Source organism: Marinimicrobium agarilyticum DSM 16975, assembly GCF_000423345.1.
GTDB lineage: Bacteria > Pseudomonadota > Gammaproteobacteria > Pseudomonadales > Cellvibrionaceae > Marinimicrobium > Marinimicrobium agarilyticum.
On sequence record NZ_AUHU01000004.1, the window covers coordinates 348,716 to 371,213 of the forward strand.

Here is a 22,498-nt window from a genome sequence, read left to right on the forward strand (position 1 = left end):
AGGCAAGAGTCTATGCGCAAGCACGTATTGGTATCCGGACTACGGTGGTTGGCCTTTGCCGCCGTTCTGTGTCCATTGGCGGCCTGCGTTGGCCCCCGGGATTCCCAGTTGGCGGCGGAACAGGAAATGGACCAGGTGGTGGCCCAGCAGAACCAGCCGGGAGTGGGAAAAGAACCCGTACCAGAGGCAGTCAACCGGGCGCTTCAGCCCGAGCGTCTCCCGACGCCGGCGAAGCCCGCGGCGGAGCGCTTTGACGTCTCGGTTCGTAACGTTCCGGCACAGGCCTTTTTCCTGGGATTGGTTGAGGGCACGGACACCAATGTGGTGGTCCACCCGGATGTCAGTGGCACCCTTTCTCTGGACCTCAATCGTGTGACGGTAGAAGACGTTCTGAAAGTGACCCGGGATATTTACGGTTACGAATTCGATCGCTCGGGCAGCATCTACACGGTGTATCCGAACGAGTTGCGCACACAGGTTTTTCACCTCAATTATCTGGATGTTCAGCGGGTGGGTGTTTCGGATACCAACTTGTCCATCGGACAGGCCGAGTCCTCGGGCAGCAATAATCGCAACAACCGTTCCGGCGGCGGTGGCAGCGACTCGGAAGCGGCCAACCTGCTGGGTATGCTCGGCAGCGGCGAAGACGCTGGCGGCGGTGATGCGAGCCTGTCACCGGGGGCGCGGGTGCAGACTCGTAATCGCACGGATTTCTGGAGCTCGCTTGAGGACTCGGTGGCGGCCATCATCGGGGGAGATGCCGGCGATCGTATGGTGATGGTCAGCCCCCAGGCGGGCATGATCGTGGTGAAAGCCATGCCCAATGAACTCAATGCCGTGCGGGAGTTTCTGGAACGCTCGGAGCTGAGTGTCCGGCGCCAGGTGATTCTGGAAGCGAAAATTCTCGAAGTCCGGTTGAGCGAAGGCTTTCAGGCCGGCATCAATTGGGGCGCCATTGGGGGCCAACTGCAGTATGGCTACAATCGTGGTGAATCGGATGCGTTTAACGATCAGGTCACGATCAATCGGAGCATGTCCGGGTTGGACTCCGCCACGCAAACCACTGTGGATACGTTCCAGAAAGCCAGTGAAGGACTCTTTACCTCCGTATTGCAAGTGGGTGATATTCGAGACCTGTTGTCTCTGTTGGAAACCCAGGGCAGTGTTCAGGTGCTTTCCAGCCCCCGTGTGTCTACCGTGAACAATCAGAAAGCGTTGATTCGCGTCGGTTCGGATGAATACTTTGTAACTGGCATTTCCAACAACACCACGTCCAACGTGGCGTCGGTGACCAGCACTCCCAATATTGAGTTGTCCTCGTTTTTCAGTGGTATCGCGCTGGATGTTACGCCCCAGATCGCTGAAGACGGCGAAGTCATTCTGCATATTCACCCGGTGGTGAGCGAGGTCAACGATCAGTTGAAGGTTTTTACCATCGGTGATGAAGAGTTTGCCTTGCCGTTGGCGCAGCGGGGTGTGCGCGAGTCGGACAGTATTGTCCGGGCTCAGAGCGGCCAAGTGGTGGTCCTCGGCGGACTGATGCAGGAAGACACGCGGGACAGCAATGGCAAACGGCCATTTCTGGGGGATATTCCTCTGCTGAAAGGGCTGTTCAAAACCGAGGGGCGCAGCCAGCAGAAAACCGAGTTGGTGATTCTGTTGCGTCCGGTGGTGGTCGACAGCGAGGGCCAGACCTGGAACGGCGAACTGGAAAGCAGCCGCGAGCGGATGCAATCCATGGGGGAAGGCTATCGCGACCTCTGGGGTCAATAACGCGGGGCCGGTCATGTACCAGCACTACTTCGGGCTGCGCGAGATGCCTTTTTCGCTCACGCCCGACACACAGTTCTTTTTCGACAGTGCCGCCCACCGGGCTGTACTCAATACGGTGTTGTTGGCGCTTCGGCACAGTGAAGGCTTCATCAAAATTGTCGGGGAAGTGGGTACGGGCAAAACCCTTCTGTGCCGCAAGCTGCTGGCTAGCCTGGGCGACGAATTCATCACCGCCTATATCCCCAACCCCTACCTGACACCGGATGAGTTGAAAAGCTTTCTCGCCCAGGAAATCGGTGTCGAACCAGCCCCCGATATGCCAGCCTATCAGTTGCTCAACGAAGTCTACCGTCGTCTGGTGGCGTTGGCGGCGCAGAAACGGCGGGTTGTTCTGGTGGTGGACGAAGCCCAGGCCATGCCCCGGGAAACCATTGAAGCACTGAGACTGCTCACCAACCTGGAGACGGAAAAAAACAAGTTGTTGCAGGTGGTGTTGCTCGGTCAGCCCGAGTTGGATGAGGTGCTCAACCGCAGCGACCTGCGCCAGCTCAAACAACGCATTGTGTTTTCCGAAACACTGGGCACCATAGACCGACGGACGTTGAGCGACTACCTGGATTATCGTTTGCAGTCCGCCGGCTATCGGGGCCGCTCGCTGTTCTCGCCTGGTGCGGTCCGTCTGCTTCACCGCGCTTCCGGCGGGGTCCCTCGTTTGATCAATATTCTCGCGCACAAGTCGCTGCTGGTGAGCTACGGGCAGGGCGGGTCGCAAGTGGGGCGAGCTCAGGTCGCCCGTGCTGTCAAAGATACGACTGAAAGTCGCACTTTCGGACGCTGGCTATCCCAGCACTGGCTGTGGATCACGCCCCTCATAATTTTCTTTGGCCTGGGCGGTGTTTCCGCCGGTTGGTGGATGATGGGACAGCCATGAGCTTGATGAACGATATGCTCAAGGATCTGGATCGTCGCGGCGCCGGTCGTGGCGACGACACGCTCGGGGATCATCACCGCGCGCGTCGTACGGGATCGGCCGTCCCCTGGGTTCTGAGCGGTGGTTTTATCGTCCTTCTTGCGGTTGCCGCTATGCTTTGGTGGTGGCCGGATGCCCCGAAACCGTCGACCGGGGCAATAGCGAGTAAACCCGCGTCGGCACCCATCGAGACAGCGGTGAAGTCGATCGAGGAAAGAACGGTTGGGAACTCCGGTCAGGAAACTGCAAAGCCTCCGCAGCCATTTGAAGCCGAGGCGATTGAGCGGGCTCTCCATGAACCGCGCGGCGCCGAGCAGCCGGCAGTAGTGGCAGAGGCCGAGACGAATCCGGAAAAGCGGGAGCGGATCGAAACCTTACTGGAGTCGGCTCTCACCGCCCGCGCTCGGGATCGGTTGACCCGCCCGGTGGGGGATAACGCCTACGAATACTATCAGCAGGTGCTGGCGATTGCGCCGGATGAACCGGAGGCCCTGGCGGGACTCGCGGCCATCGCCCAGCGATATCGGGAATTGGCCGAGGCCGCTATGGATCGAGAGGCGTTGGCGGCGGCGCGACAGTTCTTGCAACGCGCCCGCTCCGTTCGCCCGGAGGCGGAAGATATTCAGGCCAGCGAAGCGCGTCTGGCCACACTGGCTGAGGTCACGGCCTCTGCCACTGGAGTGGAGTCTGGTACTGAGCCCGCGAGTGAGACGAGCGGGGAGGAGTCGTCATTGTCCGTTCGCCCCGATCCTTCGTCGGTAGATCGACGTCACGCGGACCGGGCAGAGCGCTTGTGGTCGCAGGGGAGCCCGGAGCAGGCTCGTACGTTGCTGGAAACCACCCTGCAGGAGTGGTCGTCTGAGAGCGTGGAGCCGGTAAGAACTGTTGGTGTGCTCTTTGATTTATACCTGGACGCGGGCGAGCTTGGGCGAGCGCGAGCATTGCTTGAGCAGGACCGACTGCCCGAAGATGCCAAAGTCTATCGCCGCGCTCAGCTTGCTCTTGCCAACGGACAAACCGGCGAGGCACTGGCGCTGTTGGAGGCCGGCGCGCAAAGCGCGGCAGAGAACGAGGCGTATCGGGCGCTTATGGCCCGACTCTTCTATGAACAGCAACGGTTCGAAGAGGCAGCAGCGCACTACCGCGCGTTGCTGACGGACATGGGAAACCGCCCGGCCTACTGGCTGGGGCTGGGGTTGGCGCAAGATGCGCAGAATGATGCCCCCGCAGCATTGAACGCATTCAGGCAGGCATTGGCGAGCGGGGCCTATCGCGAAGATGCCGCGGTGCGCGAGTACCTTCAAAGCCGGGTCGATGCGCTGACACGTCGAAAACAGACACAGGAATCCTGACATGCCGGAACCGCAATCCAATCCGCGCAAACGTATTCGTATCGGGGACTTGCTGGTCAGCCAGCAGATGATCACCGACGATCAGCTTCAGCGAGCGCTGCAAGAGCAGAAACTGACGGGCCGTAAACTGGGCAATACCCTGGTCGATCTCGGCTATGTCGATGAGAATGCGCTGCTGAACCTGTTGTCCGAACAGCTGGATATTCCGTTTGTCGAGCTTAAGCAGTTCCGTTTTGATCGGGATCTGATCCAACGCCTGCCGGAAACCAGCGCCCGTCGCTATCGGGTCATTCCCTTGCGAGAGGACCCCGACGGCCTGTTGATCGGCATGGCCGACCCGACGGATATTTTTTGTCTTGATGAACTGGCCCGCCAGTTGAAGCAGCCGGTAAAGCCCGCGGTAGTGCGTGAGTCCGAGCTGTTGGATGTGCTCGACATCGCCTACAGCCAGGCGAGTGAAATCGCCTCCCTGGCGGAAGAATTGGATGAGGAGCTGGAAAGCTCCGCCATCGACCTCACGGACTTTGCCGCCGAGGCGACTGACAGCGACGCGCCGGTGGTCAAGTTGCTGCAGAAAATTTTCGAGGAAGCCATCTCGGCGAAGGCGTCGGATATTCACATCGAGCCCGATGAAACGGTGCTGCGCATCCGCAACCGGATCGACGGCGTGCTGCTCGAACAGGTGATGAACGAAAAGCGGATTGCCCCCGCGGTGGTGGTTCGCCTCAAACTGATGTCCGGGCTGGATATTTCCGAGAAGCGTAAGCCCCAGGACGGTCGTTTCAACCTCAAGGTCAAAGGCCGCAATATCGATGTGCGACTGTCCACCATGCCGGTGCAATTCGGCGAGTCGGTGGTCATGCGTCTGCTGGATCATACCGATGGGGTGCTGCCGTTGGGCAAAGTGGGTATGCCCTCCCATCTGGTGGACCGGTTCCGCCGGATCATTACCCGCCCCCACGGTCTGGTGCTGGTAACCGGGCCTACCGGTAGCGGTAAGACCACCACGCTCTATGGTGCCCTGTCCGAGCTGAACAAGCCGGAGAAGAAAATCATCACGGTGGAGGACCCGGTGGAGTACCGTCTTCCCCGTATTAACCAGGTGCAGTTGCACGAGCGCATTGGGCTGACCTTCGGTACTGTGCTTCGTGCTTCTCTGCGTCAGGATCCGGATATTCTGCTGGTAGGCGAGATTCGCGATGCGGAGTCCGCGGAAATCGCCCTGAGGGCGGCCATGACCGGGCACATGGTGCTTTCGACGCTGCACACCAACGACGCTCTGACGTCGCCGCTTCGCCTGATCGATATGGGAGTCGATGCCTATCTGGTGGCGACCGCTCTGAAAGCCATTGTGGCCCAGCGGCTGTTGCGCAAGATCTGCTCAAGCTGCGTAGAGGACCACACCCCCGACGCCAGCGAACGGCAATTGTTGGCGGCCATCGGGCATCGCCACGACCTGGACCAGGTACAGTTCAAGCGGGGCGCCGGTTGTCCCCATTGCCACAATACCGGCTATCGCGGCCGCATCGGGGTATTTGAATTGCTGGAAATCAACAGCGCCATGGCCGAAGCCTTGCGCGAAGGCAGCCTCAATGCCTTTACCCGAGCGGCTCAACAGAATCCGCACTATCGGCCGCTGAGTCACGGCGCACTGGACTATGCGATCGAAGGGGTGTCGACGCTGGAAGAGGTGATGAAGGTCTCGGCACAAATCGAAGATGAAGCGGAGCTGATCTAAAGGCCATGGCGATCTACCAGTTTCGAGGACGCAACGCCGAAGGCCGGTTGGTAACCGGTCAATTGGAGGCGCCCACTGCTGATGCCGTCGCCGGACAGCTGTCGGGGCGGGGCGTCACGCCACTGGCCATTGAGCCCTATGAGTACAAGCCCAGTTTCTCAGAGCGTTGGCAGGCCTGGCGCAACAGCGGCAAGGTGGAAACGGTTGACCTCATCATGTTCTGCCGGCAGATGTACACCATCACTCGGGCCGGCGTCCCTCTGGTGCGTGGAATACGGGGTTTGGCGGCAAACCTTCGGCACGTCACCTTTCGCGAGACGCTGGAGGATATTGCGGACCGGTTGGAGTCCGGCCTGGAGTTGTCGGTGGCCATGCGCCACCACCCGAAAGTGTTCAACAACCTCTTTGTCAGTATTGTCAGCGTGGGCGAGGACAGCGGGTCACTGGAGGATGCGTTCAAGCAGTTGAGCGAGTACCTGGAGCGCGACCAGGAAACCATCAAAAATATCAAGTCCGCCCTGCGGTACCCGAGTTTTGTCCTGATTGCTCTGGCGATCGCGATTCTGGTCATCAACGTGAAGGTGATACCGGCGTTTGCCAACATGTTTTCCCAGTTCGGGGCCCAGTTGCCGCTGCCGACTCGTATATTGATTGGTGTCTCCGACTTTTTCGTCGCCTTCTGGCCCTACCTACTCTTTATTACGGTTAGCGTCTTCTTTGGGCTCCGACATTACGTTTCCACCGAAGAGGGCGCTCGGTGGTGGGGCCGGAAAAAATTGGGTCTGATTGCGATTGGCGATATTATAGAACGTGCCTCCATGGCCCGGTATGCCCGCTCTTTCAGCGTGATGCTGAGAGCGGGTCTGCCGGTCAACAGGGCGCTGGATTTGTGCGCGCGAGCCATTGATAACCCCTACCTGGGTGACAAGATCCGGGAGATTCGCGCGGGGGTCGAGCGGGGCGAAGGGCTCTTTCAGACCCATATGACCAGCGGCATGTTCACACCCCTGGTGCTACAGATGATTGCCGTGGGCGAGGAAAGCGGGCAGGTGGACCAGCTGCTCTCAGAAGTGGCGGAGTTTTACGAGCGCGAGGTGGACTACGACACGAAACGCCTCAGCGACCGCATTGAACCGATCATGATTGTGATCATGGCCAGTTTCGTGCTGATCCTGGCTCTGGGCATTTTTCTTCCCATGTGGGAAATGTACAACATTCAGCAGTGACCCTATGGCCGAACGGAGTGCGCGTGTGTTTGAATGGACGCTACTGATCCTCGTGATCAGCGTGATCGTTACGCTTGCGGTCGGAGTTTACAGCCGCATGGCTGAGGATGTGCGCCAACTGAGCTTCAAGCTCGCCGCGCAGAACTTTGAAACGGCGGTCTCCGGGGTCAGAGCGAAGTGGTATGTCCAGCGAAGTCAGGGAGACCTTGACTACACTGTCACTGTATATGGCCAGTTGCCCAGTTCGCCGGTAGACGGGCAAGAGATGTCTCCGGTAGAGGTTTACCTTAACCGAAGCGGCTGGCCGGTCAATACGGCCTCCGCAGCACAGGCCCAGGACCGGACGTTGGAGGTCTGGGAATGCGCCCAGTTGTGGAACGGGCTTTTATATCAGGCGCCAAAAGTGGAGATCGAGGGACAGGAGTCGGCAGAGACGGGCGACTATGAGGTTTCAGCGGTGACGGACCAGGACGAGAAGGCATGCCGTTACCGTCATTTACTTGACGAGTCAGGTCGGCAGTATTTTGACTACTTTCCTCGTAATGGCAGGGTAGTTGTCTATTCGTCACCGTAATGACGCAGATTATCGGAAAATGTATTGGCACGGATGTTGAATTAACCTATATTGGGTGTAATCAGGCGCCAAGTTCAGCCTCATCGGGGCGGCGGCTTTGCAGCACTTTTTGACTAGAAACTCACCACACTGATGGAGTTGGTACTTATGAAACAACAATCCGGTTTTACTTTGATCGAACTGATCGCGGTTATCGTGATCCTGGGCATTATCGCCGCCGTGGCCGTGCCCCGGTTTGTGGATTTGTCGGCGGCGGCTCGCCAAGCGGCCGTGCAAGGGGTAGCGGGTAACCTGGCGAGCGCTTCCTCGCTAAATCACGCAAATAACATTGCAAATGACGCAGGTTTGAATACGACCACTCCAATTGTAACAGTAGACACTTGCGATGATGTGGCTGGTTTGCTGGATGGTGGTATGCCGAATGGCTATACCCTTAACACCGATGCAGGCACCGCACTTCAAGGTGGTGGTATTGGGACCGAAGGCGGTTCTTCCACCTGCACCGTGACAGGTCCGAATGGCGTTACGGATACATTTACGGCCTACGGTGTTCAATAATAGGCTAGTGCGGTAGAAAAGACGGTTCTGTATGAGAAACCACTCCCTAGGGTTCACATTACTGGAGCTCCTTGCTGCCATTGTGATCCTGGGGATTGTGGCAGGAGTGGCTATTCCGAGGTTCGTGGATTTATCTCACTCTGCTAGAGAAAGTTCTGCTCAAGCGATCGCGGGGTCTCTGGGAAGTGCCAGCGCAATAAATCACGCAACAGATATTGTCGCTAGAACTGACCTGAACTCTCCGTCTCCAGTTCCCGTGTTCAACTGCCAAAGCGCTCAGAACTTATTGGATTCTGGTTCTCTAGCTGGGTATCGAATTGAACCTGGATCCGGCGAGCCTGCTAGCTTAACCAGTGGGCAGACGGCTGTCTGTGAAGTGATTGATGAAAGCGATGGTTCAGTGCGAGCTACATTTGTCCTTCATGGTGTTGGGCCAACGTAGCTTATAAATTGCCCGGTTGGATGTTTGAGGGGTTGTCACGAAATGGTGCCTGCAAAGACAGCCAAATCAGTGAGTGGCGCCAACCGAGGTTTTAGCCTCATAGAGTTAGTTGCCGTTCTCTTGGTGCTGGGGGTGATCAGCATTGTTGCAGCTTCTCGTTTTAATAATACTGACGTTGCCGCTGTTCAATCCGCTCGCGATCAAGCTTTAACAGCTTTTTTCACTGCTCAGCAACTTGCCATGGCTCGCGCCAGCGATGCCAATCCTATCCAGCTCACTGTGACCGCAAACAGTCTCAACGTGACGGAAAGCGGCACTTCTGTCGTTGCGACAGGCAGTGCGTATCCTGTTACGTTGCCGCAGGGCATCGCCATTACCAGTGGCACGGGCAGCTATGAGTTTGACAAGCTGGGCCGAACCTCGCCTGGCCAGTTGATCATTGAACGCGGCTCCACCTCAGCCACCATCAACGTGGAGGCGACCGGTTATGCCTACACGCCCTAGATTACCGCCAGCTCTCCAGCGCGGGGTGACGTTGATAGAGCTCATCGTTTTTATCGTCGTGATCTCTCTGGCATTGGGGGCGCTATTGGGCGTCTATCGGTACTCCGTGGTCAACAGCGTGGACCCGGTTGTTCGGGTCCGGCTTATCGAGGCGGCCCAGTCTCAGTTGGATGTTGTGCTTGCCCAGCCTTATGATGCCAACACACCGGCTGGAGGCGTTCCCGCCTGTGGCAGCACCGTTCCCTCCGGGCGCCCTTCGCCACCGTCCTGTGCCGATGCAGGCGGTGTCAGTAGCTTCGACGGTTATTCCGATTCGCCCTACAGTAGCTATCAACGGCAAGTGAATGTTGAGCTAGCCGGTACTGAGCTGGGCCTTCCCAACAACGCCTGGGCAAAGCGCATCACCGTTATCGCGACCGCGCCGGATGGTCAATCCGTTACCCTGTCTGCCTACCGGACGAACTTCTGATGGCGCCCAACCCGAAAGAGAGTGGCTTTTCGTTGATCGAGTTAATCACCGTCGTCGTGGTTCTGGCGGTCCTGGCAACCGTCGGCACGGGTTTTATCGTGAGCGCCACCGAAAGTTATCAGAAAACTCAAACACGGGCGGCGCTGGTCAATACGGCTCGTATGGCACTCGAGCGAATGACCCGACAGTTGCGTGGCGCCATGCCGTACAGCGTGCGTGTTACCAACAGCGGTAACTGCGTGGAGTTTATGCCGGTTGCCGGTGGAGGCTTCTACCGCAACCCGGTACCCGATAAGGCCAATAACGCTCCCGATCATGCTTCCATCGACACGGCGCCCCACAGTGTCGATTTCGGATCGGCGGATTTTATAAGTATTGGGGCCATGGATAGCGGTGAACTTTACGGAGGCGCTCCCGTTTCTTTGGCTCTGGTATCGAGCCGCTCGGCGACGTCCGTCGGGTTCCCCAGCCGTGATTGGCAACGGAATTCAATTGGGAGGCGGTTCTTTTTGCTGAACGCGCCCCAGGGTTTTTGTCTGTTTGGTGGTCAGCTGCGATTTTATCCGAATCAGGATCGAACGGCGGCGGGAATAGATGTCACTTCGAGTTACGATCTGTTGGCGCAAGGAGCCCAGCCAATGGGGGCGCCTTTTACGTTGTCTTCGGCCAGTGACAGCCGCAATGTATTGGTGCGCATGAACATCGCTTTTGCCGAGGGCGATGAATCGCTCGACTTTGAACAGGAGGTTTTGATTCGCAATGTGCCCTGACCGGAATCGCTTGCCTTCGGCTCTGCCAGCCTCTCAGCGAGGTTTCCTGCTGCCTGTGGCTATGTTCATTGTCGTGGTGATGGGGCTCGCGGCCCTGGCTCTTTGGCGCACCACCAGTCAGAGCTCCGTGGCGAGCGTGCAGGAGCTTTTGACGGTGCAGGCACTGTATGCGGCTGAAAGTGGCGTTCAGTCCGGCTTGAGCGAGTTGTTTTACCCCAGTGCCGCGGCACGTCCCGCGGTGGACAACCGCTGCTCGGGGTTGAGTCAGTCTCTGGACTTTTCCGGTATACTCGGGCTGAACCTTTGCTCTGCGGAGGTCAGTTGTGAGTTGTTGGAGCCGGGTATGTATCGTATTGAGGCCAGCGGTGCTTGCGGAGCGGGCGCTACGCGAGCTGTCCGGGCTCTGGAGGTTCAGGCCCGGTTCTGACCATGCGTAAATAGCTGTGGAATTCGTTCAATGAACTCAATCACTGATCGACAAGCCGGGACGAGTGGTGCGCTTTGGCTGCTTGTCGCCTTGCTAACCGTTCTGGCGTCTCCTGCTTGGTCCGCTGCCTGCGACGCCGTATTTACCAACGGTGCTCAAAGCCATAGCGCCTCAGGCTCCATTACCGCTGGCTACCAGCCTTCCATCTCCGGTGGCAGCAATGTCCTTTCCACTCCTGTTCTGAGTCAACAGAGTCCGCCGGGCCAGGCTTCCTGTAGTGGTAGCGTATGTCAGGCGTTGGGAACTCCTAGCGCTCTCGGCTCGGTAACGGTGCTCGCCGGAACGGGCGGTGATGGTGCGGTGGTGGTAGATAGTAATACCAATATACTCGAGGGGGACTATACAAGCATTACCGTCAACCAAGATGAGCGCGCCACATTCAATACGGAGAATGGAACTTATTATGCCCAAAGCTTGACGACCCAGTATCAATCGGAAGTTCGTTTTCGAGCAGGAGATTATTGGGTTGACGGGGATGTGACCTTCGGACAGGAAACTCAAATTGACCGTCAGGGCGGGGGTTCTGATCCGGTGCGTCTGTTTGTCAGCGGGGACGTTACGATCGGCTATGAAGCTTTCACGTCTGACTTTGAGGCGGGTGAGCTACTTATTTATGCGTCGGGAGATGTGTCGATCGAACAGAATGCGGTGTTAACGGCGTTCATTTATGCCTCGGGTTCTGTCGCTGTCGGTTATGGTGCGCAAGTCACGGGCGCTGTGGCAGGCTCCACAGTAAGCCTCGCGCAATACTCCGAAATTCTCTATCCCAGTGGCGTATTGAACGACGTGGAGTTTGCCCCTTTGTGTGGTCCCGGCACCGATAGCCCCGCGAGCATAGTGAGCTATTGGCGCATGGATGAAGCGCTCTGGGACGGAACTTCCGGCGAGGTGCTGGATGTCAGTGGCAACAGTAACCACGGCACGGCCCAAAACGGAGCCTCAACGGCTTCAGCCGCGCCCGCCATTGATGGCGATCCGGGCACCTGTGGCTATGGGCAGCTTGATGGTGCTGATGATTACATCAGTGTGCCCAACCTGTCGGATACTCTGACGCAGACCGCCAGCTTGGCGTTCTGGATTAAAACAGAGGACGTTGGTAGCAACAGTGTGTGGCTCTCGCCTGCGGTCACTGGAGTGGAAGAGAACGGGGGGGAGGACGATATTTTTTGGGGTTGGCTTAACCCTCAGGGACGAATCGGTTTGGCGGTGGGCAACGACAACACGGCCGTCTCTTCGGAAGTGATCAGTGGTCAGGGCTGGAAGCACGTTGTTATTACCCGCAACCACGACTCCGGTGATTATCAAATATTTGTCGACGGTGCGTTGGACGTATCGGGCAACAGTCGTCCCGGGAGTATTGGCAATGGTTTCTCCAGCATCGGTCGAGTGGATAACGCCGGGGGGGGAGCGCCGGTGTATCTTCAAGCGGAGTTGGACGAAGTGCGGGTTTACGACGGCATTTTGACCGACACGGAAGTTGCTGCAATCTATGCCGATACCCACCCCTGCAGCAGCGTGATATGCCCGGTCTCCACACCAGTGCCCGGATTGCTCGGGGAGTATTTCGAGAACGAAACCTTGAGCGGCGAGGCTGCGACCACACGGGTGGATGCGCCGGTGCAGTTCAGTTGGGAGAACAATGAGGGGCCTTCGGTTCTCGGCGGGCGTGCCAACGACTTTTCCATTCGCTGGGAGGGGCGGCTCTATGTGACGGAAACCGGAAACTACCGTTTCCGAACCTTATCGGACGATGGCGTGCGGCTTTGGGTTGACGGTCAGCGGGTGATCAACAATTGGGGTGATCATTCGGTGCAAACCAATACCACCGGCCCGATCGAGCTGCAATCCGAGCAGGCCTACGACATTCGATTGGAATTTTATGAGAACGGTGGAAGAGCGCAAATCGAGCTGCTTTGGTCAACGCCCTCGAACGGCAGTTATTTCCCGATTCCCGCTGGCGATGATGCGGGGACACTGCAGGGGCTCTACCACTGCCCGGGGAGCCAAGTGGCCAACTACCTTCTGGCTCACAGCGGAAGTGGGGTGACCTGCGAGGCGTTGCAGGTTGTTATCACCGCGGTCGATTCTGCCGGCAATGCAGTGGCGCCTCCAGCGGGAACGGAGATTGTCTTGGGGACGACGCCATCAACGGCCGAGATCCCCTGGGCGAATGGAGAAAACACCTATCAGTTCTCTGGCTTGGAGTCCACGGTTACCAAATACCTTCAATGGGATGCCGAGGGCGAGGTCAGCTTGAGTGTTACCGATGGGACGATTCAAAACAGTTCGGGTCCAATCAATTTTAGCGATGTAGGGCTGTTGTTCTATGACAGTCTCGCTGACAGGAACGGCAGCATACCCACCCAGGTTGCGGGCTTGCAAGATCCCGCTCCGGTAATTAGAGCCGTTAAGGCCAGTGATGAAAAAGAGGGTGCCTGTATCGCCCGTCTGAGCGGACAGACCAGGTCAGTCGGTCTTGCCTTCGAGTGCCGGAACCCCGGGAGCTGCGTCACCGGGCAGGTCTTTGATGTTGGAGGAACGCCGATTGCGGCCAACAACATTGGGGAACCGGTAACCTATAGCGCTGTGGATTTACTGTTCGATAGTGAAGGATTTGCTTCCATTCCTTTGACCTATTCGGATGTGGGGCAGGTTCGCTTATACGCCCAGCTCGCGCTCCCGGAGGAGCCTCCTCAGCCTGCCGAAACGCTGGTCGGCAGCAGTAATGAATTTGTGGTGAAGCCCCATAGTCTGAGGGTGGCCAGTGTGCAAACCCTGGCCGGTGCAGAAAGTCCCGGCACCGACAGTAGCGTTGATACCCAAGCCGACGACGACGCTTTTGTGGCCGCGGGTGAGCCATTCTCTGTCACTGTCGAGGCCCTGAACGCGCAGGACAATGTGACGCCCAACTTCGGAAACGAAAACTCACCGGAGAATGTCCGCCTGGAATTGACCACACTCAGTTATCCGACGGGTGGTGACTTGGGCTCTCTTGGAGGGGAAAGCAGCTTTAGTCCGGAGGGAGGTGGTTACTCCTCCAGCGATACGGTGACCTGGGACAATGTTGGGGCAATCATTGTCACGCCCAGGCTCTTGGGAGACGACTACCTCTCAGCGGGAGACCTTTTCGAATTGACCGCGAGCAACCCCATTGGACGTTTTTACCCGTGGGAACATGCGGTTACCGGCAGCTCGAGCGAGGATACGTGCATTACAGGCGCGTTCAGTTACCTCCAGCAGAACGCGCTTGAGCTGGGCGTAACGTTGGAGGCACGCAATCGTGGAGGCAACAACGTCACAAATTACGATACCGATCTCGGCTATCAGCAAGTGGCCGCGCCGGTATCGAGCGGCCATGTGGCTGAAAACGCCGATAGCGCCAATGGCGATGTGTTTGATGGAAGGGTGTTGGCCACCTTTGAAGGCAAGTGGACCAACGGTACCGGTCAGTTCGACACCAACACGGCCATGCTGGCGCGGACAGGCCAACCCGACGGCCCCTGGCCCTCCCTGCGCATCGGCCTGACCGCTTTGTCCGACCCCGACAACCGCCCGCTCACGGGCTATGACATGAACGCCAACACCACGGGAGACTGCACGGCTTCGGACAACTGCAACGCCGTAGCGCTGGGCGATACGCTCGAGTTTCGCTTCGGCCGGCTCACGCTCGAAGACGCCTTCGGTCCCGAAGTCGTCGATCTCGCAGCCCCGTTTTATATCGAATACTGGGACGGAACCGAATTCATCCGCAATGCGGACGACAGTTGCACCCGGATTCCCCGCAGCGCCATCACCTACGAACCCACGGGCCCGCTCACCGACGACGGCAACCGCACCGTCCCCATTGGCGGCGGCACCACCACCGGCAAATACAACAACCTCGACACCGTCGGTGTCAACATTAGCAACAGCTACAGCGACCAGACCTTCACCGCCCCGGGGGCAGGCAACACCGGCTCGTTCGATATCCTCGTAAACCTCACCGAGCGTCCCTGGCTAATATTCGACTGGAACCAGGACGGCGACCACAACAACGACATCAACATGCCCCCGGCCAACGTAGGCTTCGGCTCCTACCGGGGCCACGACAGAATCATCTACTGGAGAGAAGTGCTGGAATAGAAAGAAACAAAAACGTGATGCTTCCAAAGAAGCTGCGGGAGTGGGTGCCCCCTTCTCAAACCCTCTCTTCAGGGATGAAGAGAGGGAGCTACAGGGATGTATGCATCGCGTTTTGAGAAGGGTCGCCCCACTCCCTTCGCTGGAATTTCTGGAGGGATATACACCCAACTACTCCCCATCCTCCTCCAACCGAATATCCACCGCCAGCTCATCGGCAATCGAATCCATCTCATCGTACAACTCATCCATATTCACCGACTCAGGCACCTCAATGACCCCATTGGCCTGAAACATCGGCTCCCCGGACCAGGGCATGCTCGAATAATCCGTCTCAAGCTCCCCCATATTGATCTGCCGCTCGGCAAACGCCTGAGCGATCTCATACACAATCCCCGAACGGTCCGGACCGGCCACCGTAAAACGAAAGGCGCGAAATGCCGGCCGCTCCGCCGCCTCGGCGGCCTCCACCACAATCTTCAGGCCCTGGCCGCCGAGTGCCTCCAGCGCGCGAGTTAACGATTCGCGCTGCGCCTCGGGCACCGCAACCTGTACAATACCGGCAAACTTACCGGCCAGATGCGACAGGCGGCTTTCCAGCCAGTTACCCTCATGTTTCTGGATAATCTGCGCCAGCCGCTCCACAATACCGGGTTTGTCGTCGCTGATGAGCGTCAGAATCAAATAGTGTTGCATTGTTATCATCCATTTCAGACGTGTTATGTCGCTATTGTGGCCCAAGCCCTGGCAAAAGCAAACACCCACGGATTCAAGCACCGACAACCGTCAAAGAGAAACCATGATTATTCCCCACGAGCAACTCTCCGACTCCGCCCTGCGGGGCCTGATGGAAGAATTTATCACCCGCGAGGGCACCGACTACGGTTGGGTAGAAACCAGCCTGGAGCGAATGGTCGAGCAGGTGCGCGGCCAGATCGAGCGCGGCGATGTGGTCATCGTGTTTGACCCCGCCACCGAGTCCGTCAGCCTGTTGACCAAACGCGAGGCTCGGGAACTCGGCAATGATTGAATGGCTGAAAAATACTCCGGCGCAACCCGTCGCGCGACTGTTGCTCGCCCACGGCGCCGGCGCGCCTATGGATAGCGATTTTATGAACGCTATGGCAGAAGGGCTGTGTGAGCGGAATATCGACGTCTGGCGTTTTGAGTTTCCCTACATGGCCGAGCGCCGCCGGACGGGCAAAAAACGGCCACCGGATCGCCAACCCGTTCTCCTGGAGTGTTGGCAAACCGCCATCGACGAAGCACAGGGAGAACGGCCTCTGCTGATCGGCGGAAAGTCCATGGGCGGGCGGATGGCCAGCCTGGCGTCGCAGGCGCCGGCCGTCACCGGTCTGGTCTGCCTGGGGTATCCCTTCCATTCGCCGGGCAAACCGGAGAAGACCCGGCTTGAACCGCTCCAGAACCTCACCGTGCCAGCGCTGGTGGTGCAGGGCACCCGTGACCCTCTGGGCCGAAAAGAGGAGGTGGCTGACTACGACCTGCCCCCCGCGCTCGACTGGCTCTGGCTGGAAGATGGCGATCACGACTTTAAACCCCGGGTGAAATCCGGCTATCGACAGATCGACCACTGGCAAAGCAGCATCGATGAAGTGGGACGATGGATCCATACAATTGTGGGAGAAAAAGAATGAATCATCTGTTTTTGCACTGTCGCCCCGGGTTCGAGAAAGAATGCGCCGCGGAAATCCAGGAGCTTGCCACCGCGGCCGGCGTGTATGGCTTTGTCAAAGCCAAGGCCAATCAGGCTTACGTGACCTATGTGACCCACGAACCCAAAGGCGCACTGGATCTCGTTCAGCGGCTGTACTTTATGGATCTGATCTTTACTCGCCAGTGGTTCGTTACCGGGCCGCCCCGGAGCGATCTGCCCCCCGAGAACCGGGTGGGGCCGCTGATGGACCTGGCCCGGGAGCTGCCGGCCTCGCGCTCCCTGGTGATTGAAACCCTGGATACCAACGAGGGGAAGGAGTTGTCCACTCTCGGGAAAAAGCTGACACCGCCGCTTCTGTCCGCGTTAAAAAAAGAACAGCTTATCGACCCCTCCAGCCAGTGGCAGCTGCATTTGATGCTGCTCTCCGGGCAATGCATGTACCTGGGGGTCAGCCCAGTGAACAACCGGGCGGCGTGGCCGATGGGGATCCCTCGCTTGCGCCAGCCCAGAGGGGCCCCGAGCCGGGCGACGTTAAAATTGGAGGAAGCCTGGCACCACTTTGTGCCGGCCCACGAGTGGGAAACCCGTCTGGGCGGCGGCCAGAAGGCGGTCGACCTGGGCGCGGCGCCGGGTGGCTGGACCTGGCAGCTTGTGCAGCGCGGCATGTTTGTCGAGGCCGTGGACAACGGCCCCATGGCGGAAGAGCTGATGGAGTCGGGGCAGGTCACTCACTGTCGGGAAGACGGCTTCACCTTTGAACCCAAGAAGCCGGTAGACTGGCTCGTGTGTGACATTGCCGATAAACCGGCGCGGGTGGCTAACCTGATTGCAACCTGGGCCAGCCGCGGCTGGTGCCGGGAAGCGGTGTTCAACCTCAAGCTGCCGATGAAACAGCGTTATGCCGAGGTGGTGAGGTTGCGCGAGCGAATCGAACAAACCTGCGAAGAGGCGGGGTTGAGTGTCGAGCTGGCATTCAAACAGCTTTACCACGATCGCGAAGAGGTGACAGGCCACCTCGTGCGCGTGCGTTAGCCCCGTGCTTTGCCCGCTGGGGCTTACTCGACCGGGTTTTTGTCCAGCAGTGTAATCTTCTCAAAATCCGCCAGGGTGGGGTTGAGCTGATTCATGACCTCGTAGCGAGCATCGCTGTAATACCAGCGCTTCCAGTCATGCAGCGAGCGCCACTTGGATAAAAGATAGTGGTGGTTGGGGCGCTGCAGGTCGCGAAGCGTTTCCCCCGTGAGAAACCCCTCGGCTTCGTAAGCCGACTTCAGGGCTTTGCGAGCGGCGATTTCGTAAGTGCTTTCCATCCCATCGGCGATGCGGCGTTCAACGAGCACGTAGATCATGAAGCGTTCCGGTTGTAATGACTGTCATACTCAAGCAGAAGAGCCATTTTAGCGTTGATTGTCCAGCGCGTCTAATGCCACTGTCGGGGCGGGCTATCATTGCGCTGCAGTATCCACTCCGCGAGTGCGACCCACTCGTCCAACAACTCGTGCAGCAAGGCCACCCGTTCCGGGTGTCGGTCCGGTGTGTTGATCGCCCGCTGGCCCAGCGCGGTGAGGGCTGCGAGGATTTCGCCCACGGTCTGGGCGTGTAGACTGGCCAGCAGGGCACAATTCATAGGCGGCGCTTCGCTGGCTTTGCTCGCCGGAGGCGGGGGTTCGTGACTCAGCTCTTCCAGGGCATGCTGTATGGCGGAGGCCAGGTTCGGGTTATCATGGCGCAACAAGTGGGAAGTAATGACCAACGCCGTCGGGGTAAGGGCGGCGTGGGTATGGGACCGACTGGGCGACGACATAGGGTAACCCCTGTAAATAACGACCGTTCAGCGCTCCTGCCATAAGACGTCCCTATTAACAGTCTAGCAATGGGTGACGGCTTTTACCGGCGATTACTTCAGAATATTTTTGTGGGCTATGCCCGAAAAGAGTGAGAGTCAAGCGGATGTCAGAGTCTGAAGCGACGCCCTGGAAGATCGGCAAACAACTGGATGCGCGCGGCCTGGTTTGCCCGGAGCCCGTCATGCTTCTGCACCGGGCGGTGCGTGAGGTTGCAGCGGGAGAGGTGATTGAAATGCTGGCCACAGACCCGTCGACCACGCGGGATGTCCCCAAGTTTTGCCAGTTCCTCGGACATGAATTGGTGGAAGAGCGCCGAGAGAAGGATGAGTATCACTACTACATCCGCAAAAGTGAGTAGGCTGGGGAGTAGAGCGAACATTCAGCGCCCGCCGGGCGGGCGCCGAAAGCGGTTGAGTGGGTACCGCAGGCTCTAGTAGCCGTCCACCAGCAGCGAGATGGCGGCCAGCGCTTCAGGGTCTTCCGCCTTGATCTTGTTGGCAATCTGATGCTGGAAGAAGTAACGGAACTGATCGCTCTTTTGCGCCGAGTAGAGGCACTCATCGCCCGGCAACACGGGTGTGCTGACGATTTTGTTCATATCCGTCAGCATGCCGAACACACTGCCATCGTGCAGTAAGCGCCAACTGATCACCTCAACGAGATGCAGTTTGTTGGACTCTTCGGTGGCCAGCACGGCGTGGGTTCCGATGGTGTCGGGAAGCTCCTGCACCACATCGTCCTCGTTCTCGCACTGAAGCTCGTAATATTCCGCGGCCGTCTCCAGCTCGATCACTTTGTGCATGGGGGCATCAAAGAAGACTTCATCGATGCCGGGGTCGTAGTAACCTTCCCACTGGCCATTGAGCGGGTCGCAGATATCGGGGCAGGCCACAATATCGTTGAGCCAGGGCACCAGGCCCACTACCTCGCCGTTGGCTCGCAGGCCCCAGCAAAGCACTTTCAGGCTGAACAGGCGATCGTCGCTGGTATCGTTGGAATACAGCATTTCCAGACCGTCCAGCTCGGGTGCCAGTCGGACAAAGCGCTGATCATGCAGCTCGGAGAGAGATTTTCCCGTGAAGAGATCGACCACATTGTCCTTGTTGTGGCTTGACTGTGAGGTCTTCATAATACACCTCCTGGCTGAGGCTGGGGCTAACGACGCTAGCCCAGGAGACACGGATGAGGTGCGTGGGGTTCCCGTAACGCCGGACGCACAAACTACACCGCCATCTGTTTCTAAAGTATAGGTTATAAGAGAAAAGCACAACACCTAGTATTAAAAATCTTTACACACACCATTACCGGTGCGGGGGTGTGGCCTTGAGGAGTGGCATGTTGACCGATATTGGCAACACAAGCCGGCATGATTGCCGGGATTTGATTCAGTTATTTGACCGAACTTTCCTGAAAAGCCATTCGACCCGGTTGCGTGGGGGCGCTGCGGAGCCCCTCTATCAGCCCGCCAAGGATGCTGGAGATGTTCACTGCATCTGGTTCACCCAAGACTACTTTGCCAGTGCCTTACACGAAGTCGCGCATTGGTGTGTCGCCGGGCCCGAGCGGCGGCGGCAGGAAGACTACGGCTACTGGTATGCCCCGGACGGGCGTACCGACGCCGAGCAGGCTCTGTTTGAGCGGGTGGAGGTGCGCCCCCAGGCGTTGGAGTGGCTGTTTTCCCGGGCAGCAGGGCGGCACTTTCGGCCCAGTGCCGACAACCTGGCGGCCAATATGGGCCCGAGCGAGTCCTTCAAGCAGGCGATTCATACTCAGGTGCTCCGGTTTTGTCAGGAGGGGGTGAGTGAACGCGTTCAGGCGTTTCTGGCGGCCCTGGTGGGCTTCTACGGTACCGTAGAGAGCGTCGACGCACTTCTGGACCAGAACCGCTTTGCTTGGGATGAGGTCGCATGAGCGAGCCACCGATTTGCCTGATTGACGCGTCGATTTACATCTTTCGTTATTACTTTTCGCTACCGGACAACTGGTTCAGCCGGGAGAAGGGCTACAGCACCGGCGCGGTTTATGGCTACAGCACCTTCTTGCTGCGCCTGCTGGAGGAGTCACGCCCCTCCCACCTGGCGGCCTGCTATGACGAAAGTCTGGGCCAGTGCTTTCGCAATGAGCTGTACCCCAACTACAAGATCAGCCGCGCCCATCCCGATGAAGCCCTGGCATTTCAACTGTTGGCCTGCCGGCGCTTCGGGGAGATTCTTGGCATTGCCAGCTTTGCCAGCCCCACCCATGAGGCGGATGACCTGATCGGTACCCTGGCCCGCTCCCTGCGCCGCAGCCCCCGCCCGGTGGCCATTCTGACCCGGGACAAGGATCTGGGGCAGCTCCTTTGTCGCCCCCAGGACTACCTTTGGGACCACGCCGCCGGGCAGCGCGCCTACGCGCCGGATGTGGAGGCCAAGCTGGGTGTCAGGCCCGAGCAACTGGTGGATTATCTCGCCCTGGTGGGTGACAGCATCGACGATATTCCCGGGGTGCCGGGCGTCGGGCCCAAGACGGCATCGGCGCTACTGCAGCATTTTGGGTCGATTGACGCGCTGCGGGCGGATTTGCCCTGTGTGGCGTCTTTGCCGATTCGCGGCGCGAAGACGTTGGCGGCGAAGCTGGAGGTGGCCTGGGAACAGGTTGAGATCTCCCGGCAACTGGCTCGGATTGTGGACGATCTTCCCCTGGGCGTTACACTATCGGACCTGAAGTTCGGGCCGGTGGACTGGTGGGCCCTGGAAGAGTTCGCCGATGAAATGGGCTTCGGCGAGGGGTTTCTCAGTCGGGCTCGACGTGTATTAGAGGGTTATTGAATGCGAATCGTAGTTGATGAAAACATCCCCCTGGTCGAGGAGTGCTTTGGCGACCTGGGAGAGATCGTCCGCCTGCCCGGGCGGGAAATGACCAACGAGGATCTCCGGGGCGCCGACGCCCTGTTGGTGCGCTCCGTCACCCAGGTCAACGCCGAGTTGCTTCGCAGCACCCCGGTGAGGTTTGTGGGCACTTGCACCATCGGCATTGACCACCTCGATACCGCCTACCTCGAGAATCAGGGCATTACCTGGGCCAGCGCCCCCGGATGCAACGCCAACTCGGTGGTGGAATATGTGTACGCCGCCTTGGCTCACCTGAACACTGATTGGGCGGGCAAGCGGGTCGGCATTATCGGTTGTGGCAATGTCGGGGGCCGGCTCTATCGCCGCTTAAAGGCCCAGGGCGTTGAATGCCGCGTTTACGACCCCTTCCTCTCCACGGAGCAGATTCCCGATCTGACGTCCCTGACCGACGTACTGGGTAGCGATATCGTCTGTATGCACACGCCCCTGACCCGCTCGGGCCCGCATCCGAGTTTTCATTTGGTGGGGGCGGCGCAATTGCGGAAGCTCAAGCCCGGCGCTGTGCTGCTGAATGCCGGCCGTGGGCCGGTTATCGACAATCAGGCTTTGCTGAAACACCTGGAAAGCGGGGCGGACCTGAAGGTGGTGTTGGATGTCTGGGAGCCGGAGCCGGATATCTCTCGGCCGCTTCTGCAGAGGGTGGCGCTGGGGAGCCCCCACATCGCGGGCTACAGCTATGATGGCAAAATGCAGGGCACCTTCATGATTTACGAGGCGCTGTGCCGCCACCTCGGGCGCTCACCGGAAAAAGACCTGAACGCGCTGCGCCCTTCGGTGGCGGACCCCGAGCGGCGCTGGGCCGGTGGTGAACCCTGGCCGGCCATTCAGCGGCTGATTCCCGAGGTCTACGATATTACTGAGGATGATCATCAGCTGCGGGCGCTGGCTGAGCGCGCGGAGCAAGCACAAGCGGATTTCGCCAAAGGCTTTGACCGGTTGCGCAAGGAGTATCCCAAGCGTCGGGAGTGTGGAAACTACCGAGTCACCGGGGACGTTTCAGAAGACGCTCAAGCGCGCTTGGAGGCATTGGGGTTTCGGGTGCAGTAGCTATCATGGCGGATGCGCTTTCAGCTTATCCGCCCTACACGAGCCAGGAGCGT

Annotated in this window: 24 protein-coding genes; 20 read left to right on the plus strand and 4 right to left on the minus strand. The window is 58.7% G+C overall.

Annotation, left to right across the window (positions count from 1 at the left end):
- Nucleotides 1-12: 12 nt before the first annotated feature.
- The 13 genes from mshL (at nucleotide 13) to G547_RS0104640 (ending at nucleotide 14,985) form a co-directional block, all read left to right on the plus strand.
- Nucleotides 13-1,773 (plus strand): pilus (MSHA type) biogenesis protein MshL, encoded by a 1,761-nt coding sequence (gene mshL, locus G547_RS0104585; RefSeq protein ID WP_051234814.1) that lies wholly within the window; start codon nucleotides 13-15, stop codon nucleotides 1,771-1,773.
- A 13-nt stretch (nucleotides 1,774-1,786) separates the two neighbouring features.
- Nucleotides 1,787-2,704, plus strand: a complete 918-nt coding sequence (locus G547_RS0104590) for an ExeA family protein (protein WP_027328830.1) — start codon at nucleotides 1,787-1,789, stop codon at nucleotides 2,702-2,704.
- The gene (locus G547_RS0104595) at nucleotides 2,701-4,095 is read left to right on the plus strand and encodes a tetratricopeptide repeat protein (RefSeq protein ID WP_157209782.1); all 1,395 of its coding nucleotides are present in this window, start codon (nucleotides 2,701-2,703) and stop codon (nucleotides 4,093-4,095) included. Before G547_RS0104590 ends, G547_RS0104595 begins: the two co-directional genes overlap by 4 nt.
- Nucleotide 4,096: 1 nt before the next feature.
- Nucleotides 4,097-5,833: a GspE/PulE family protein gene (locus G547_RS0104600; protein WP_027328832.1), complete on the plus strand. Its 1,737-nt coding sequence runs from the start codon at nucleotides 4,097-4,099 to the stop codon at nucleotides 5,831-5,833.
- 5 nt (nucleotides 5,834-5,838) lie between these two features.
- Nucleotides 5,839-7,059 carry a type II secretion system F family protein gene (locus tag G547_RS0104605; protein ID WP_027328833.1) on the plus strand — a complete coding sequence of 407 codons (1,221 nt, stop codon included), beginning with the start codon at nucleotides 5,839-5,841 and terminating at the stop codon, nucleotides 7,057-7,059.
- Between the two features lie 25 nt (nucleotides 7,060-7,084).
- Nucleotides 7,085-7,633 (plus strand): hypothetical protein, encoded by a 549-nt coding sequence (locus G547_RS0104610; protein ID WP_027328834.1) that lies wholly within the window; start codon nucleotides 7,085-7,087, stop codon nucleotides 7,631-7,633.
- Nucleotides 7,634-7,780: 147 nt separating this feature from the next.
- Nucleotides 7,781-8,191 carry a type II secretion system protein gene (locus G547_RS23935; protein WP_036187058.1) on the plus strand — a complete coding sequence of 137 codons (411 nt, stop codon included), beginning with the start codon at nucleotides 7,781-7,783 and terminating at the stop codon, nucleotides 8,189-8,191.
- Between the two features lie 31 nt (nucleotides 8,192-8,222).
- Nucleotides 8,223-8,633 (plus strand): type II secretion system protein, encoded by a 411-nt coding sequence (locus tag G547_RS22950; RefSeq protein ID WP_084645677.1) that lies wholly within the window; start codon nucleotides 8,223-8,225, stop codon nucleotides 8,631-8,633.
- Nucleotides 8,634-8,675: 42 nt separating this feature from the next.
- Nucleotides 8,676-9,137 (plus strand): prepilin-type N-terminal cleavage/methylation domain-containing protein, encoded by a 462-nt coding sequence (locus tag G547_RS0104620; protein WP_084645679.1) that lies wholly within the window; start codon nucleotides 8,676-8,678, stop codon nucleotides 9,135-9,137.
- Nucleotides 9,121-9,606: a prepilin-type N-terminal cleavage/methylation domain-containing protein gene (locus G547_RS0104625; protein ID WP_027328836.1), complete on the plus strand. Its 486-nt coding sequence runs from the start codon at nucleotides 9,121-9,123 to the stop codon at nucleotides 9,604-9,606. The genes G547_RS0104620 and G547_RS0104625 overlap by 17 nt, the downstream gene beginning before the upstream one ends.
- Nucleotides 9,606-10,376 carry a PilW family protein gene (locus G547_RS0104630; protein ID WP_036187063.1) on the plus strand — a complete coding sequence of 257 codons (771 nt, stop codon included), beginning with the start codon at nucleotides 9,606-9,608 and terminating at the stop codon, nucleotides 10,374-10,376. Before G547_RS0104625 ends, G547_RS0104630 begins: the two co-directional genes overlap by 1 nt.
- A gap of 61 nt (nucleotides 10,377-10,437) precedes the next feature.
- On the plus strand, nucleotides 10,438-10,803 hold the full coding sequence (locus tag G547_RS20155) for an MSHA biogenesis protein MshP (protein WP_245573361.1): 366 nt from the start codon (nucleotides 10,438-10,440) through the stop codon (nucleotides 10,801-10,803).
- A 30-nt stretch (nucleotides 10,804-10,833) separates the two neighbouring features.
- Entirely contained in the window at nucleotides 10,834-14,985 is a 4,152-nt protein-coding gene (locus G547_RS0104640; protein WP_084645681.1) for a DUF6701 domain-containing protein, read from the plus strand.
- Nucleotides 14,986-15,153: 168 nt separating this feature from the next.
- On the opposite strand, the gene G547_RS0104645 is transcribed toward G547_RS0104640, so the two are convergent.
- On the minus strand, nucleotides 15,154-15,678 hold the full coding sequence (locus G547_RS0104645) for a glycine cleavage system transcriptional repressor (RefSeq protein ID WP_027328839.1): 525 nt from the start codon (nucleotides 15,676-15,678) through the stop codon (nucleotides 15,154-15,156).
- 25 nt (nucleotides 15,679-15,703) lie between these two features.
- On the opposite strand from G547_RS0104645, the gene G547_RS0104650 reads away from it, so the two are divergent.
- Genes G547_RS0104650 through rlmM form a run of 3 tightly spaced genes read left to right on the plus strand, consistent with a single transcriptional unit; the run spans nucleotide 15,704 to nucleotide 17,689 of the window.
- Entirely contained in the window at nucleotides 15,704-16,012 is a 309-nt protein-coding gene (locus G547_RS0104650; RefSeq protein WP_342664678.1) for a YheU family protein, read from the plus strand.
- Nucleotides 16,005-16,637: an alpha/beta family hydrolase gene (locus G547_RS0104655; protein WP_027328841.1), complete on the plus strand. Its 633-nt coding sequence runs from the start codon at nucleotides 16,005-16,007 to the stop codon at nucleotides 16,635-16,637. Before G547_RS0104650 ends, G547_RS0104655 begins: the two co-directional genes overlap by 8 nt.
- Nucleotides 16,634-17,689: a 23S rRNA (cytidine(2498)-2'-O)-methyltransferase RlmM gene (rlmM, locus tag G547_RS0104660; RefSeq protein WP_027328842.1), complete on the plus strand. Its 1,056-nt coding sequence runs from the start codon at nucleotides 16,634-16,636 to the stop codon at nucleotides 17,687-17,689. Before G547_RS0104655 ends, rlmM begins: the two co-directional genes overlap by 4 nt.
- 23 nt (nucleotides 17,690-17,712) lie before the next feature.
- Here rlmM and G547_RS0104665 read toward each other — a convergent pair whose 3' ends face one another.
- A complete protein-coding gene (locus G547_RS0104665) occupies nucleotides 17,713-18,006 on the minus strand; it encodes an antibiotic biosynthesis monooxygenase family protein (protein ID WP_027328843.1) in 294 nt (97 codons plus the stop codon).
- 71 nt (nucleotides 18,007-18,077) lie between these two features.
- A complete protein-coding gene (locus G547_RS0104670; RefSeq protein ID WP_027328844.1) occupies nucleotides 18,078-18,461 on the minus strand; it encodes a hypothetical protein in 384 nt (127 codons plus the stop codon).
- A gap of 146 nt (nucleotides 18,462-18,607) precedes the next feature.
- On the opposite strand from G547_RS0104670, the gene tusA reads away from it, so the two are divergent.
- Nucleotides 18,608-18,862: a sulfurtransferase TusA gene (gene tusA / locus G547_RS0104675; RefSeq protein WP_036187067.1), complete on the plus strand. Its 255-nt coding sequence runs from the start codon at nucleotides 18,608-18,610 to the stop codon at nucleotides 18,860-18,862.
- 72 nt (nucleotides 18,863-18,934) lie between these two features.
- Here the strand turns inward: tusA and G547_RS0104680 are convergent, their stop codons facing one another.
- A complete protein-coding gene (locus G547_RS0104680) occupies nucleotides 18,935-19,633 on the minus strand; it encodes a hypothetical protein (protein WP_027328846.1) in 699 nt (232 codons plus the stop codon).
- 206 nt (nucleotides 19,634-19,839) lie between these two features.
- Here G547_RS0104680 and G547_RS0104685 point away from each other — a divergent pair, with 206 nt between their 5' ends.
- From G547_RS0104685 to G547_RS0104695, 3 genes are read left to right on the plus strand one after another with little or no spacing between them, the layout of a single operon-like run.
- Nucleotides 19,840-20,415, plus strand: a complete 576-nt coding sequence (locus G547_RS0104685; protein WP_027328847.1) for an elongation factor P hydroxylase — start codon at nucleotides 19,840-19,842, stop codon at nucleotides 20,413-20,415.
- On the plus strand, nucleotides 20,412-21,314 hold the full coding sequence (locus tag G547_RS0104690; RefSeq protein ID WP_027328848.1) for a 5'-3' exonuclease: 903 nt from the start codon (nucleotides 20,412-20,414) through the stop codon (nucleotides 21,312-21,314). Before G547_RS0104685 ends, G547_RS0104690 begins: the two co-directional genes overlap by 4 nt.
- A complete protein-coding gene (locus G547_RS0104695) occupies nucleotides 21,315-22,445 on the plus strand; it encodes a 4-phosphoerythronate dehydrogenase (RefSeq protein WP_027328849.1) in 1,131 nt (376 codons plus the stop codon).
- The last annotated feature ends 53 nt before the right edge of the window (nucleotides 22,446-22,498 follow it).

Coding starts and splice junctions, on each gene's coding strand:
- G547_RS0104605 (WP_027328833.1), top strand. CDS start 5,839: ATGGCGATCTACCAGTTTCGAGGACGCAACGCCGAAGGCCGGTTGGTA.
- G547_RS0104685 (WP_027328847.1), top strand. CDS start 19,840: ATGTTGACCGATATTGGCAACACAAGCCGGCATGATTGCCGGGATTTG.
- G547_RS22950 (WP_084645677.1), top strand. CDS start 8,223: ATGAGAAACCACTCCCTAGGGTTCACATTACTGGAGCTCCTTGCTGCC.
- G547_RS0104690 (WP_027328848.1), top strand. CDS start 20,412: ATGAGCGAGCCACCGATTTGCCTGATTGACGCGTCGATTTACATCTTT.
- G547_RS0104650 (WP_342664678.1), top strand. CDS start 15,704: ATGTCGCTATTGTGGCCCAAGCCCTGGCAAAAGCAAACACCCACGGAT.
- G547_RS0104665 (WP_027328843.1), bottom strand. CDS start 18,006: ATGATCTACGTGCTCGTTGAACGCCGCATCGCCGATGGGATGGAAAGC.
- G547_RS0104590 (WP_027328830.1), top strand. CDS start 1,787: ATGTACCAGCACTACTTCGGGCTGCGCGAGATGCCTTTTTCGCTCACG.
- G547_RS0104645 (WP_027328839.1), bottom strand. CDS start 15,678: ATGCAACACTATTTGATTCTGACGCTCATCAGCGACGACAAACCCGGT.
- G547_RS20155 (WP_245573361.1), top strand. CDS start 10,438: ATGTTCATTGTCGTGGTGATGGGGCTCGCGGCCCTGGCTCTTTGGCGC.
- G547_RS0104695 (WP_027328849.1), top strand. CDS start 21,315: ATGCGAATCGTAGTTGATGAAAACATCCCCCTGGTCGAGGAGTGCTTT.
- G547_RS0104625 (WP_027328836.1), top strand. CDS start 9,121: ATGCCTACACGCCCTAGATTACCGCCAGCTCTCCAGCGCGGGGTGACG.
- G547_RS0104655 (WP_027328841.1), top strand. CDS start 16,005: ATGATTGAATGGCTGAAAAATACTCCGGCGCAACCCGTCGCGCGACTG.
- G547_RS0104680 (WP_027328846.1), bottom strand. CDS start 19,633: ATGAAGACCTCACAGTCAAGCCACAACAAGGACAATGTGGTCGATCTC.
- G547_RS0104600 (WP_027328832.1), top strand. CDS start 4,097: ATGCCGGAACCGCAATCCAATCCGCGCAAACGTATTCGTATCGGGGAC.
- mshL (WP_051234814.1), top strand. CDS start 13: ATGCGCAAGCACGTATTGGTATCCGGACTACGGTGGTTGGCCTTTGCC.
- G547_RS0104620 (WP_084645679.1), top strand. CDS start 8,676: ATGGTGCCTGCAAAGACAGCCAAATCAGTGAGTGGCGCCAACCGAGGT.
- G547_RS23935 (WP_036187058.1), top strand. CDS start 7,781: ATGAAACAACAATCCGGTTTTACTTTGATCGAACTGATCGCGGTTATC.
- rlmM (WP_027328842.1), top strand. CDS start 16,634: ATGAATCATCTGTTTTTGCACTGTCGCCCCGGGTTCGAGAAAGAATGC.
- tusA (WP_036187067.1), top strand. CDS start 18,608: ATGTCAGAGTCTGAAGCGACGCCCTGGAAGATCGGCAAACAACTGGAT.
- G547_RS0104595 (WP_157209782.1), top strand. CDS start 2,701: ATGAGCTTGATGAACGATATGCTCAAGGATCTGGATCGTCGCGGCGCC.
- G547_RS0104640 (WP_084645681.1), top strand. CDS start 10,834: ATGAACTCAATCACTGATCGACAAGCCGGGACGAGTGGTGCGCTTTGG.
- G547_RS0104670 (WP_027328844.1), bottom strand. CDS start 18,461: ATGTCGTCGCCCAGTCGGTCCCATACCCACGCCGCCCTTACCCCGACG.
- G547_RS0104630 (WP_036187063.1), top strand. CDS start 9,606: ATGGCGCCCAACCCGAAAGAGAGTGGCTTTTCGTTGATCGAGTTAATC.